General features: G+C 60.1%; 10 protein-coding genes and 1 pseudogene. 6 read left to right on the top strand and 5 right to left on the bottom strand.

The window, feature by feature from the left end; translation table 11 throughout:
- Positions 1–68: 68 nt before the first annotated feature.
- Complete coding sequence (locus BK660_RS05940) at positions 69–1,025, top strand: alpha/beta hydrolase (protein ID WP_123432488.1); 957 nt, start codon at positions 69–71, stop codon at positions 1,023–1,025.
- 249 nt (positions 1,026–1,274) lie between these two features.
- Here the strand turns inward: BK660_RS05940 and BK660_RS05930 are convergent, their stop codons facing one another.
- The 3 genes and pseudogenes from BK660_RS05930 to BK660_RS05920 form a co-directional block, all read right to left on the bottom strand.
- Entirely contained in the window at positions 1,275–3,599 is a 2,325-nt protein-coding gene (locus BK660_RS05930) for a TonB-dependent siderophore receptor (RefSeq protein WP_259698482.1), read from the bottom strand.
- Positions 3,574–3,771 (bottom strand): annotated as a pseudogene (locus BK660_RS05925) (HlyD family secretion protein); the annotation flags it as partial. The gene BK660_RS05930 and the pseudogene BK660_RS05925, both read right to left, overlap by 26 nt.
- 96 nt (positions 3,772–3,867) lie before the next feature.
- Positions 3,868–4,632, bottom strand: a complete 765-nt coding sequence (locus BK660_RS05920; RefSeq protein ID WP_123432485.1) for an AraC family transcriptional regulator — start codon at positions 4,630–4,632, stop codon at positions 3,868–3,870.
- Between the two features lie 99 nt (positions 4,633–4,731).
- Here BK660_RS05920 and BK660_RS05915 point away from each other — a divergent pair, with 99 nt between their 5' ends.
- Positions 4,732–5,853, top strand: coding sequence for an MFS transporter (locus tag BK660_RS05915; RefSeq protein WP_123432484.1), 1,122 nt, complete (start codon positions 4,732–4,734; stop codon positions 5,851–5,853).
- An 88-nt stretch (positions 5,854–5,941) separates the two neighbouring features.
- Here BK660_RS05915 and BK660_RS05910 read toward each other — a convergent pair whose 3' ends face one another.
- Both BK660_RS05910 and BK660_RS05905 read right to left on the bottom strand, forming a co-directional pair.
- Positions 5,942–7,123 (bottom strand): acetyl-CoA C-acyltransferase family protein, encoded by a 1,182-nt coding sequence (locus BK660_RS05910; protein WP_123432483.1) that lies wholly within the window; start codon positions 7,121–7,123, stop codon positions 5,942–5,944.
- On the bottom strand, positions 7,123–7,902 hold the full coding sequence (locus BK660_RS05905) for an enoyl-CoA hydratase (protein WP_123432482.1): 780 nt from the start codon (positions 7,900–7,902) through the stop codon (positions 7,123–7,125). Before BK660_RS05905 ends, BK660_RS05910 begins: the two co-directional genes overlap by 1 nt.
- Before the next feature lie 229 nt (positions 7,903–8,131).
- Between BK660_RS05905 and BK660_RS05900 the strand changes: the two genes are divergently transcribed.
- The 4 genes from BK660_RS05900 to BK660_RS05885 all read left to right on the top strand — a co-directional run bounded on the left by BK660_RS05900 (position 8,132) and on the right by BK660_RS05885 (position 12,682).
- Positions 8,132–9,238, top strand: a complete 1,107-nt coding sequence (locus BK660_RS05900; RefSeq protein ID WP_123432481.1) for a polyamine ABC transporter substrate-binding protein — start codon at positions 8,132–8,134, stop codon at positions 9,236–9,238.
- Between the two features lie 30 nt (positions 9,239–9,268).
- A complete protein-coding gene (locus tag BK660_RS05895; RefSeq protein WP_123432480.1) occupies positions 9,269–10,687 on the top strand; it encodes an aminotransferase in 1,419 nt (472 codons plus the stop codon).
- A complete protein-coding gene (locus BK660_RS05890; RefSeq protein WP_123432479.1) occupies positions 10,684–11,571 on the top strand; it encodes a helix-turn-helix transcriptional regulator in 888 nt (295 codons plus the stop codon). The genes BK660_RS05895 and BK660_RS05890 overlap by 4 nt, the downstream gene beginning before the upstream one ends.
- 337 nt (positions 11,572–11,908) lie before the next feature.
- Positions 11,909–12,682 (top strand): hypothetical protein, encoded by a 774-nt coding sequence (locus BK660_RS05885; protein ID WP_123432478.1) that lies wholly within the window; start codon positions 11,909–11,911, stop codon positions 12,680–12,682.
- Positions 12,683–12,795 lie beyond the last annotated feature (113 nt).

Raw genomic sequence — 12,795 nt, 5'->3', positions numbered from 1 at the left:
GATTCTCATCAGCTCCAGGGTTTTGTAGTGCCCGATTATTGATCTCTCTGTTTAAAGGACTCATCCCCATGGCCGTATTGCCAGAACTTGAAGCATTTTTAGAACTCGCCGAGTTCGGCCGGATGACCGGCAAAAGCCGCGCGATGCATGAGCAATCGCCGCAACAGGCGCGGATCGATTTTGAAGCGTCGTCGGGGTTTCTCGATGTGCCGCTGGAGACCGTGGCCTGTGAACATTTCACTATCGCTGCCCGCGACGGCCATAGCCTGTCGGCGCGCTTGTATCGCGACGGGCAAACAGTCGAGGGCTTGCAGCCGGTGGTGTTGTACTTCCATGGTGGCGGCTATGTGGTCGGCAGCCTCGATTCCCACGATGCGTTGTGTCGACGCCTGGCCTCGCAGGGTGGTTTTGCGTTGCTGACCGTGGATTATCGACTGGCGCCGGAGTGGCGTTTCCCGACACCCGTGCAGGACGCCTGCGACGCCGGCAACTGGCTGGTGCGTGAAGGCGCGGCACGAGGGTTGGATGCCCATCGGGTGGCATTGGTCGGTGACAGCGTGGGCGCGACATTGGCCACGGTGTTGTCGATCATGGCGGTGCGTGAGCCTGAGGAGCTGGCGTTGAAACCCAAGGCGCAGGTGTTGCTGTACCCGGTGACGGATGCAACGACCCAACGTGCCTCGCATCGGGATTTCGCCGAGGGTTATCTGCTGGAAACGCCAACGCTGGACTGGTTCTATGCGCATTACGGGCGCACACCGCAGGACCTCGCGGACTGGCGCTGCTCGCCATTGCTGGCGGCGGATCTATCCGGTGTGACCCCGGCGCTGGTGTACCTGGCGGGGCATGATCCGTTGCATGACGAAGGGCTGGCCTATGCTGATCGGCTGCGTGCGGCGGGGAATGAGGTGACGTTGCTGGAGCAGCCCGGGATGACCCATGACTTTATGCGCATGGCGGGGTTGTTGGGGGAGGTTGAAGGGATTCATGCGGAAGTGGCGGGGTGGGTGCGTTCGCGGGTTTGAGATGAACTGAAAAAAACCGCCATGCCTGGATCAGGGGTGGCGGTTTTTTTGTGCCTGGATCTCTGGTGTAGCCACTATCGCCTTCGCGAGCAAGCCCGCTCCCACATTCGGCCTCACTCTCATATGAGAATTCGGTCGAATGTGGGAGCGGGCTTGCTCGCGAAGGCGGCCTGACATCCAACACAAATATCCCGGACAAAAAAATACCCGCATCTCACGACACGGGCATTTTTCACATCAGCTCACACCTCAGAAATCATACTTGGCCGTGAGCTGCAGGTTGCGCGGCTCGCCGTAGAACGTCGTACCGAAGTTGCCCAGGCCAGACATGTACTTCTTGTCAAAGACGTTGTTGGCATTGGCGGTGAAGCTCAGGTGCTCGTCGTATTGGTAGCGGGTCATCAGGTCGACGAGGGTGTAGCCGCCTTGCTTGAGCAGGGTGCTGCCACCTTCGCCGTTACCCACGTTCGGGCTGAAGCTCTGGCCGTAGAACGCGCTCTGCCAGCTGATACCGCCACCGACGGTGAACTGGTCCAGCGCGCCCGGCAGGCGGTAGGTGGTGAAGGTGCGCACGACGTGTTCCGGTTTGCTGGAGGCCAGCGGGAAACCGTAGATACGTTGCTCGTCCTTGTCGCGGGTACGGGCGTAGGTGTAGCCGGCTGACAGGTTCCAGCCCTCGGCCAGTTCGCCGGCCAGTTCCATTTCCACGCCTTTGGTGGTGGCGCCGGAGATGGCTTCATAGACGTCTCGACCGGTGCCGACATCGGTGGTGACGTACTGGGCAACGTTGTCCTGATTGATCTGGAACAAAGCAAAGGTGGCGTTCAGTTTGCCGTCGAAGTAAGCCGCTTTCAGGCCCGTCTCGTAGCTGTCGCCTTCAACCGGGTCGAGGGTCGAGCCGCTGGCGTCCAGGTAGATTTGTGGCTGGTAGATCTTGGTGTAGCTGGCATACACCGAGTACGTATCGTTCAGGTCATAGACCACACCGGCGTACGGCGTGACAACGCCATGTTCCTTGTAGCTGGCATGGGTGTCGGTCAGGGCTGCCCCCGGATAATACGAGTAATCTTCGTTGTACTTGAAGGTGCTCAAACGGCCGCCGAGGATGAACGACAGGTCGTCGGTCGGACGCAGGCGCGTGGCCATGTAGATACCGTTCTGGCTTTGGGTGCGTTCGTACTTGCCGTTTTTCGGGAATTCCTGTTTCGGCAGGTGACCGTTCCAGTCGAAGATGCTGCCTGGCACCAGTTCGAACGCGCTGGTGTCGTAGGTCGCACCGGTCTGGCGCGAGTGGGCCGCCATGAAACCGGCGACCAGTTCATGTTCGCGCCCCCCCAGCGAGAACGGACCGGAGATGTTCACGTCACCTGAGTTCTGCACGCGATGACCTTCCCAACGACCCCAGTACAGGAAGTTGCCTTCGCCCGTGACAGGGTCTGCCGAGCCACCGCTGGCCGAGGCCAGTTGGGTGTCGTGATCGGTGGTTTTCTGGTCGAAGCTGGCCTTGAATTTCCAGCCATTGGCCAACGCTTGTTCAAGCGAGGCGAAGTAAGTCGTGCTGTCGAAATCGCGGCGGCTCCAGTCGGCACCCGGGTTGAAGCTGCGCGAGAAGTCGGTACGGCTGCCGTCGGTGAAGTACGGGGCGTTACCGGTCCAGGTGCTGCCGCGCGGAGTGACGCTGGACTTGTCGATACCAAACGTCAGCAAGGTGTCGTCCGTCAGGTCGGCTTCGAGGATGCCGTAGAAGATGTCTTTTTTCTGGCTGTAGTGGTCGATGTACGAGTCTTTGTCCTGGTAGGCGCCAACGAAGCGACCCCGGACGTTGCCGGTATCGGTCAGCGAACCGGAGATGTCGCCTTCGGTGCGGTAGTTGTCCCAGGAACCGGCGGTGGCGCTGACCGAGGCCTTGAATTCCTTGGTCGGTTTCTTGCGGATCAGGTTGACGGTGGCAGACGGGTCGCCGGCGCCGGTCATCAGGCCGGTAGCGCCTTTGACGACTTCGATGCGGTCGAGGCTGGCCGCGTCGTCGCCGTTGTTCGGGTTTTCACCGTACACGCCATCGTAGGGAATGTTGACGCCGTCGTACTGGAAGTTGGTGATGGCAAAGCCACGGGCGGAAAACTCGGTGCGGTCACTGTCGTACTTCTGCATTGTGACGCCAGGGGTGTTGCGCAAGGCGTCAGACACACTCTGTACACCGCGATCGTCCATCTGCTGGCGCGTCACCACGGTGACCGATTGCGGGGTTTCACGAATGCTCAGCGGCAGCCCGGTCGCGGAGGCGGTGGCGCCGGTGGTGTAAGAACCGGTGTCTTCGGTGGTCAGGCCCAGGGCCTGGCCGGAAATGGTGGTCGCGCCCAGTTGCAGGCCCGAACCGCCACCGGACATCAGGGTCACGGTGTTGCCGTTGATCTGGAACGAAATGCCGGTGCCTTGCAGCAGGGTCTTCAGGGCATCAGACGGTTCCAGCGAGCCGGACACCGCACGGGACTTGATGCCGGCCACCTGGTCCGGGCTGTAGAGGATCTGCAGGTTGGTCTGCATGCCCAGTGACGTCGCCGCCGATGTAGGCATCGTCGGTTTCCTCAATGAAACGACCGGCTGTCCACCAGTGAGAGGCATACAGCCCGCCCGCAACCAGGGCGGCGACAACCGCTGTCAGCAGGATCAACCGTTTGAGCAGGGGTGGCTTGGGTGTGCTCACCGGGACAGCTTGGTCGGTTTCAAGGCTGGGCATGCTGGTCATGGGGTTTACCTGTAGGAAACGGGTGTTTATTACGCAGGTAATATGACGTATGTAATATTTGGTGGCAATTGATTTTTGCTGCCGGTCGTCAGGTGTCTATTTGAGCCAATGGCCAGGGGTAATACCGGTCATGTCTTTGAAGAACGCAATGAACGCGCTGTCGCTGGCGAAACCTGATTCGAAAGCGCTGTAGCTGATGCAGCGCCCGGTAGACAGCAGTTCGATGGCGCGCATCAAACGCCACTGCTGGCGCCATTGCTGATAACTCATGCCGGTTTCGCGCTGGAAGATTCGCCCGATGGTTCGGCCGCTGGCGCCAATCTGTTGTTCCAGCACGTGAAGTTCCGGTGGCAGTTGCTCAGGCCAAGCCAGCAACGGTGCCAGGCGCTTGTCCCACGGCAGGGGCAAGAGCATCGGTTGATGAACGGCGTCGCGAATTTCGCTCAGGCAAAGCCCAAGCAGATGAACGAATTTGCCCTGCTGCCAATCGGTGTCGAAATCGGCGAGGGCGATGGGTTCCAGCACTGCCCGCAGCAAGGGGCTGACTTCAATCACGCAGACCTGTGGCGGCAGTTCGGCGCACAACGCTTGCGTCAGATAAATGGAGCGGTAGTCGACGCTCTGCTGCATGACGGCGCGGTGTTCCACGCCCGGCGGAATCCATGCGGCACGCGACGGTGGCAAGAGGCACAACTGCTGGGCGAGGGTGATGCGCGTGCAGCCCTGGCGGGTGAACAGCAACTGCCCGCGCTCATGCCGATGTAACCCGGAATCATGATCACCCAGCGTTGCGGCGATGCCGATGACCGACGCTGGATAGCGGTCTGGATTGAATTTCGTGTGGGCATCAAGCCAGGCCATGGGTTGTCCGATTTCAACGATAAGTTGGCAGGGTCTGGATAATACGTCAGCTACGGCTCTTTAAGCTGCTCGCCGGTTTCCCTGAAAAGAGCAGCGGTGATGAATTCAAAAAGCTTATTGGTATTGGCGATCGCGTTGCTTATGTTCCCGCAGATTGCCCAGACCCTCTACAGCCCGGCGTTGGCGAACATCGGCCAGGCCTTTGCGGTTGGCCCGCAGCAGGCGGCACAAACCCTGTCGGTGTATTTCCTGGCGTTCGCCTTTGGCGTGGTGGTGTGGGGCCGGATGTGCGACCGGATCGGTCGGCGTCTCTCGATGCTCGCCGGGCTGGCGTTGTACGCGGGGGCATCGGTGCTGGCGCTGAATGTCCGAACGTTTGATGGGCTGTTGCTGGCCCAGGCACTGGCTGCATTCGGTGCGGCGGTGGGCTCGGTGGTCACGCAAACCCTGTTGCGCGACCGCTTCAAGGGGGCGGAACTGGCACAGGTGTTTTCCGTCATGGGCATCGCGCTGGCGGTCAGTCCGGCAATCGGATTATTCACCGGGGCGAGTCTGGTACAAGCCTTCGGCTATCAAGGCGTTTTGGGCTGTCTGCTGCTGTTGTCCTCTGCACTTTGGTTGTGGTGCCTGCGAACCTTGCCGGAAACCCGCCCGCAAAACGTGAAGACAGCCGCGTTATTGGAGACGCTGTGGCGGATGCTGCAAGATCGCGATATCTGGCGGTCGACGCTGTTGGTGGCGGTGTTCAACATTGCATTGTTCAGCTACTACAGCCTGGGGCCGTTTGTGTTTCAGCGACTGGGTTTGGGTGCGCAATGGTTCGGCTACAGCGGCGTGATCCTGGCCTTGGGTTCCGGACTTGGCGCGTGGCTCAACAAACGGTTGCTGCATCGCGGTTTGATTGGGACACAAATGGTACAGATAGCGGGTGCATTGATGTTGGTGGGTGCCAGTGGTGTATGGCTGTTGGAGAACAGTGCCCTGTTTGTGTTGGCGATGCTGGTGGTGGTCCTGGCGTTCGGCATGGCGATCCCGAATATTCTCGGTTCGGCGCTGGTGAATTACGGCGATCGACTGGGTACCGCCGGTGCGCTGTTCGGATTGCTGTATTACCTCTTGATAGGCGGTGGTCTGATGCTGGCGGCGTGGGGCCAAGCGTTGGGCGAGACCTTGTTGCTGTGCGGTGCTGTGGCATTGCTGCTGGCGGTAGTAAGACTGTGAGTATTGACCGCCAGGGTGGCTGCATCGCGTAAATTGCGGCATCAAGCGGCTGCGATGCCCGGCATTGCACCGGGCATCGCGTTGACACTTAAACGCGTTCGAAAATCGCTGCAATTCCTTGGCCGCCACCGATGCACATGGTCACCAGCGCATAACGGCCGTTGGTGCGGTGCAGTTCGTGGATGGCTTTGGTGGCGATGATCGCGCCGGTTGCGCCGACCGGGTGACCCAGGGAAATACCCGAGCCGTTCGGGTTGACCTTGGCCGGGTCGAGGTCCAGTTCCTGGCTGACGGCACAGGCCTGGGCGGCGAAGGCGATGTTGGCTTCGATCACATCCATGTCGGCGACGGTCAGGCCAGCACGCTTGAGCGCCAAGCGGGTGGCCGGCACCGGGCCGAGCCCCATCAGCTCCGGTTCAACCCCGGCGTGGGCGTAGCTGACCAGACGGGCCAGCGGGCGCAGATTGTTGCTCTGCACGGCGGCACCAGTGGCCATGACCAGCGCAGCGGCGCCGTCGTTCAGGCCGGAAGCGTTGCCGGCCGTCACCGAACCGTCTTTCTTGAACGCTGGCTTCATGCCCGCCAGTTGCTCAAGCGAGGTGGCGCGTGGGTGTTCGTCGACGCTGAACAGCTTGGTCTCTTTGCGATCACGGATTTCCACGCCAACGATTTGCTCGCTGAAGTAGCCATTGGCGATGGCGAAGGCTGCGCGTTTCTGGTCTTCCAGGGCCAGGGCGTCTTGCATTTCACGGGTGATGCCGTTGCGTTCGGCGACGTTCTCGGCGGTGATGCCCATGTGGATGCCGTGGAACGGGTCATGCAGGATGCCCAGCATGTAGTCGATGGCCTGGATGTTGCCCATGCGCGCACCCCAACGGGCGGCCGGCATGATGTAAGGCCCACGGCTCATGGATTCGGCACCGGCACCGACGACGATGTCGGCATCGCCCAGCATCAGGGTTTGTGCGGCATTGATGATCGCTTGCAGGCCGGAACCGCACAGGCGGTTGACGTTGTAGGCCGGGGTCTCTTTCGGGATGCCGGCGTTCATCGCGGCAACGCGGGAGATGTAGGCGTCGCGGGTTTCGGTCGGGATCACGCTGCCCATCACCAGATGGCCAACTTGCGCCGGGTCTACGCCGGAGCGTTGCAGGGCGGCCTTGACGGCCGTGGTCGCCAGGTCGACCAGCGGAACGTCTTTGAGCGAACCGCCAAAGGTGCCGATGGCGGTACGTGCGGCGCTGACAACAAAAATATCCGGGGTGTTCATTACGGCTTTCCTCTTGGTGAATGCTTTTCTGTACTGCGATTGAGTAGGGCGGTCAACGCTGTTTGCGCTTCAGGTGTCTTGAGGCGCTCGATGAACAACAGGTTTTCCTGACGAATAGTGGCTTGCAGCTCCGGCAATGACGCCTGTTTGAGCAATTGTCGGGTCTGCCGTAGTGAATCCTGCGGCAAGGCGAGCAGGCGTCGGGCCAGGTTTTGCGCGGCGTCCAGGCACTGTTGGCCGTCGTCGAACAGCTCGTTGGCCAGGCCGCAGGCAACCGCCGCAGCGCCATCGAGGCTGTCGCCCCACAGCAGCAAACGGGCGGCGCGGGCGTGACCGATCAGACGCGGCAACAACAGGCTCGCACCGAACTCCGGGCACAGGCCCAGGTTGACGAACGGCACGCGCAGCTTGGCGTTTCGCGTCACCAGCACCTGGTCGCAATGCAGCAGCAGGGTGGTGCCAATGCCGATGGCTGCCCCGCTGACGGCGGCGATCAACGGTGTTTGCAGGTGAATGACGACGTTCATCAAGCGAAACGCCGGGCTGTCCAGATGCGTCGGCGGGTGCTCGAGAAAATCCGCCAGATCGTTGCCACTGGTAAAGCACGTGGTGCCGCCGGTGATCACGATCACGCCGACGTCTGCGTCTTCATCCGCCGCCAGCAACTGGTCGGCCAACTGCGTGTACAGGCTGTTGTTCAGCGCGTTGAGCTTGTCGGGGCGGTCGAGCGTGAGCGTCAAAACGCCTTCGTTTCGTTGTTGTTTGATCAGCTCAGTCATCGAATGCCCCGCCTGTTTTGTCCGGCAGCCACTCTAAGCGCCCGGCCGGCATGGGAGCTATGACAAAACGAGTCAACGCAACTGCTGCTTTTTGCCATGTTTAGCCGCCGCGCTGGCTGGCAAAACGGTTCACACACCCATTCGGGGTATGGTGCGGTTGGCCCGATCGCTCAATAGTGGCATCAACCGGTCGTCCAGAACCGACTTCGCTTGATAAGGTGAATTTGCTATGCGCAAGGCCCTCATGGTGATTTCCAGTCTGTTGCTAGTTCCGCTGACACTCAATGTGCACGCCGCCACTGACGTGAACGAAAACAATACGCTCCGGTTGTACAACTGGGCGGACTACATCGGCGAAAAGACCATTGCCGACTTTGAGAAAGCCTCCGGGATCAAGGTGATTTACGACACCTTTGATGCCTACGAAACCGTCCAGGCGAAGTTGCTGACCGGGCACTCCGGTTACGATCTGGTGGTGCTGAACGCCTCCCTTGCGCCGCCCTTGATCAAGGCCAAAGTGTTCCAGCCGCTGGACAAGAAATTGCTGCCGGGCTGGACCAACCTTGACCCGAAAGTCTTGCAGGACTTGCAGGGCTTTGACGCCGGCACCGTGTATTCCGCGCCGTACACCTGGGGCAGCAACGGTATTACCTACAACGTCGACAAGATCAAGGAACGCATGCCGGACGCGCCGATTGGTTCGCTGGCGATGATCTTCGATCCGAAAATCGTCTCGCGCTTCGCCGACTGCGGGGTGACCTTGGTCGATGCGCCCACTGAAGTGATCCCCCTGGCCTTGAAGTACCTGGGGCGAGACCCGCGAAGCGCTTCGCCTGAAGACTTGAAAGCCGCGCAGGACTTGTTGCTGTCCGTTCGGCCGTACATCAAGAAGTTCGACTCGGTGAACTACCTGACCAGCCTGCCCAACGGCGATGTGTGCATGGCCATGACCTGGTCGGGCGACTACGCCACCGCCATGGCCCGCGCCGAAGAAGCCAAGTTGAAGATCAAACTGGCCTATTTCATTCCCAAGGAAGGTTCGCTGATCTGGTTCGACAACATGTACATCCCGGCCGATGCGCCGCACGTGGCCAACGCGCACAAGTTCCTCGAGTACCTGATGCAGCCACAAGTGATGGCGGACGTCACCGACTACATCCACTACGCCAACAGCAACGCGGCGGCCACGCCGTTGCTCAATGCCGATGTGCGCAGCAATCCGGCGATCTACCCCGATGAAGAAACCCGCCAGCGCCTGTTTCCGCAAAAGACTCAGGACGCCAAGGAAATGCGCGCCATCACCCGCGTCTGGAGCACGGTTAAGAGCGGGATTTGATCGTTTAACCCTTCGGTTTGAGGTTTTTGTATGGCTACTCCAACGTTGAAAGCACTGCCGGCCGTTGATGACGCCCAGTTGATCAAGGCTGACAAAGCCCACTACATGCACGGCTACCACGTGTTCGACGAGCACGCCGAACAGGGCGCGCTGAACATCGTGGCCGGTGACGGCGCCTATATTTACGACGCTCACGGCAACCGTTTTCTCGATGCGGTCGGCGGCATGTGGTGCACCAATATCGGCTTGGGCCGTGAGGAAATGGCCCTGGCGATTGCCGATCAGGTGCGGCAACTGGCGTATTCGAATCCGTTTTCCGACATGTCCAACAACGTCGCCATCCAGTTGTGCGAAAAACTCGCCAGCCTGGCGCCGGGCGATCTCGATCATGTGTTCCTGACCACCGGCGGCTCCACGGCCGTCGACACCGCGTACCGGCTGATTCAGTACTATCAGAACTGCCGCGGCAAACCGGAAAAGAAGCACGTCATCGCCCGGTTCAACGCGTATCACGGTTCCACCACGCTGACGATGTCGATCGGCAACAAGGCCGCCGACCGTGTGCCGGAATTCGATTACGCCAACGACAGGATTCACCACGTCTCCAACCCGAACCCGTACCGCGCACCGGACGGCATGGACGAAGCGCAGTTTCTCGAATTTCTGATCAAGGAGTTCGAAGACAAGATCCTGGCCATCGGCGCGGACAAGGTCGCGGGCTTCTTTGCCGAGCCGATCATGGGATCGGGCGGGGTGATTATCCCGCCCAAGGGTTACCTGAAACGCATGTGGGAAGTCTGCCAGCGCTACGACATTCTGTTTGTCGCCGATGAAGTGGTGACCTCGTTCGGGCGTCTGGGCAAGTTCTTCGCCTCCTATGATCTGTTCGATGTGCAGCCGGACATCATCACCACGGCCAAAGGCCTGACCTCGGCTTACTTGCCGTTGGGCGCGTGCATCTTTTCCGACCGTATCTGGAAAGTCATCGCCGAGCCCGGCAAGGGCCGCTGCTTTACCCACGGCTTCACCTACAGCGGCCACCCGGTGTGCTGCACCGCGGCGCTGAAAAACATCGAGATCATCGAGCGCGAAAACCTGCTGGAGCATGTCGAGGTGGTTGGCACGTACCTCGAAGAACGCCTGGCGACCCTCAGCGACTTGCCGCTGGTGGGCGATGTGCGCTGCCAGAAGTTCATGGCCTGCGTGGAGTTCGTGGCCGACAAACGCACCAAGGCGTTGTTCGCCGATGAGGTCAACATTGGCGAGATGATTCACTCCCGGGCCCAGGCCCGAGGCTTGCTGGTGCGGCCGATCATGCACCTTAATGTGATGTCGCCACCGCTGATCCTGACGTGCGCCCAGGTCGATGAAATCGTCGAGATCCTGCGGGTGTGCATTCTTGAAGTGGCGGCCGAGCTTGAGAAAAGCGGCCAGTACGTCGGGCAATGAGTTCGATCAATCGGCGGTTACCCGGCGTCGGTTCTCCCGCTAGACTGCGGGGCATGAGCAAACCCAATGACGATACGCTGATCGCATTGCCCTTCGGGGCCTTGCACAAATGGCACGGCGACATGCGCGAGGCATTCGCCCATGTCGACGCGCCTGACGCGCTGCACTACCTGGCGTCGGCGTTCGGGCATCTGGTGTCCATCGAATCGGTGATGATCAGCCTCGAACACAAGGACCGCGCGCCGCAGTTACTGTACCAGCGCGGTATCCCGGAGCAGTACCGGGACTCGATCATCGACCGCTATTTTTCCGGTGGCTACTTGCTCGACCCGTTTTGCCTGGCGGTGGAGCAGGGGCTGGCCGAAGGGTTTTATCACCTGGAGGAAATCGCCCCGGACAACTTCTTCGACACGGATTACTACAAGACCTACTACTTGAAGGCCGGGTGTTCGGAGGACAGCTTTTACCTGATCGATACCGGCCATGACAGCCAGGTGTCGGTCAGTCTGTTTCAGGGGTTTGGCGGGGAAAGCCTGCGGGCGGAGCAGCTGAATCTGTTGCGCGCGGTTGAGCCGTTGGTTCGGGAATTCATCAGCGAGTTTGGCCGTCGTGGCCTGGCGCAAAGCGCAGTCACTGAAAGTGACGATCTGAAGCAACGCGTGCAGTCCGCCTTCGAAAACTTTGGCTGCGACGTGCTGACCGAGCGCGAGCGGGAAGTGGCGCACATGGTGCTTCGGGGGCATTCGGTGAAATCCACGGCCAGCCAGATGAGCATCTCGCCGGAGACAGTGCGCATGCACCGCAAGAACCTGTATCTGAAACTGGAAGTCGGGTCGCAGTCGGAATTGTTTGCGCTGTTTATCGAGTGGCTGCGCCAGCACTAAACCCAAATCTACAACCCACCCAAAACCCCCTGTAGGAGTGAGCCTGCTCGCGATAGCATCACCTCGGTCTTCCGGTTGCACCGAGTTGTTTGCATCGCGAGCAGGCTCACTCCTACAGAATCGCTTAGTCCTCGCGTTTAACGACCAGAGTCAAAATGTCGTAACTGGCCACCAGTTCTTGGAAATTTCTTGAGAATCGTGACGGCATAATCGCCGTTCGGTCCGCGTAAGCAGCATCGGCGATTTCTGGACAGCCTGATGGCTGCTTAGTAGCATCCGCCGCCTACGTATCTTTCTCCTGTACGTCGACCGACGCGGACCTTTCAAGGAATCGAAAATGCACACCTTCACCCATGGCGATACAACCGTTGTTTTCACAGTCTTGAGCGGTGAAGTGGTGGGCAGCGAAAAGCTCAGCGAAACCCGCGTGACGTCCACCGGTGGCGTTCATGTGAACGGCAAGGACAGTGAAGTAACGCCGGTGCGTATCAGTTCGGTGTCGATCATCACTCATGAGTTCTGGGTCAAGACCCCGGACGGCGTCGAGCACGATGTAAAGCTGCGTGGCGTGGACATTCCATTACGCACGGGTCAGGAAGTCTCGTTGATCAGTGCGTTGAAAAAGGATGGTTCGCCCTTGCACACCATTCTGCAGAATCACACGGCGTCCAAACGTTGGGTGTTGCGTGACGCCAACGCGCTGCATACCGAGCTGGAGCTGGCGCCCTTCAACTGGAAGACCGTGATGATCGTGTCCGGGTTGTGCGTCGCGGGTCTGGCTACAGGCGGGCTGGGTATCCTGGCGGGGGCGGGCTATTTTTGCTACGCGTGGTACCAGGGCTCCCAGCGCAAGAAACTGCTGGTCAGCGATTTGAATGCCTACATCGACAAACTGGACACCCAGGCCGGTAACCGCAGCCGGGCGCCAAGTCCTGCCCACGTGGTGCAACCTTCTGCACAGGTAGAGCTCTTTGTCGAGGCAGACGTTGTGATTGAGGAAGAAAGCCCTGTTGACGAAGCGAAAGCGGTTCAGAGCAGCGTCGATACTCCGGCACAAAGCCCTGCGCTGAACAGCGACAGCGTACGCCGGGCGCTGTCGCGCAATCTCTGAAGACGGTCAGCGGACAAAAAGGCACGCCGCCTCGCCAACATGACGTCGACCGGCTTCCAGCCCGCCTGATCTGTCGCATAATGGCTCCACGGGTTTTGACTTTCATCGAGTGG

Origin of the sequence: Pseudomonas brassicacearum (assembly GCF_003732265.1) — a bacterium.
Lineage (GTDB): Bacteria > Pseudomonadota > Gammaproteobacteria > Pseudomonadales > Pseudomonadaceae > Aquipseudomonas > Aquipseudomonas brassicacearum_D.
The sequence above is the reverse complement of the archived record's forward strand: the minus strand, read 5'-3'. Positions and strand labels throughout refer to the sequence as shown.

Bases quoted from the DNA above. Each gene is read 5' to 3' on its own strand.
- BK660_RS05930 (WP_259698482.1), bottom strand. From the start codon at position 3,599: ATGCCTACATCGGCGGCGACGTCACTGGGCATGCAGACCAACCTGCAG.
- BK660_RS05895 (WP_123432480.1), top strand. From the start codon at position 9,269: ATGGCTACTCCAACGTTGAAAGCACTGCCGGCCGTTGATGACGCCCAG.
- BK660_RS05900 (WP_123432481.1), top strand. From the start codon at position 8,132: ATGCGCAAGGCCCTCATGGTGATTTCCAGTCTGTTGCTAGTTCCGCTG.
- BK660_RS05915 (WP_123432484.1), top strand. From the start codon at position 4,732: ATGAATTCAAAAAGCTTATTGGTATTGGCGATCGCGTTGCTTATGTTC.
- BK660_RS05890 (WP_123432479.1), top strand. From the start codon at position 10,684: ATGAGTTCGATCAATCGGCGGTTACCCGGCGTCGGTTCTCCCGCTAGA.
- BK660_RS05920 (WP_123432485.1), bottom strand. From the start codon at position 4,632: ATGGCCTGGCTTGATGCCCACACGAAATTCAATCCAGACCGCTATCCA.
- BK660_RS05885 (WP_123432478.1), top strand. From the start codon at position 11,909: ATGCACACCTTCACCCATGGCGATACAACCGTTGTTTTCACAGTCTTG.
- BK660_RS05940 (WP_123432488.1), top strand. From the start codon at position 69: ATGGCCGTATTGCCAGAACTTGAAGCATTTTTAGAACTCGCCGAGTTC.
- BK660_RS05905 (WP_123432482.1), bottom strand. From the start codon at position 7,902: ATGACTGAGCTGATCAAACAACAACGAAACGAAGGCGTTTTGACGCTC.
- BK660_RS05910 (WP_123432483.1), bottom strand. From the start codon at position 7,123: ATGAACACCCCGGATATTTTTGTTGTCAGCGCCGCACGTACCGCCATC.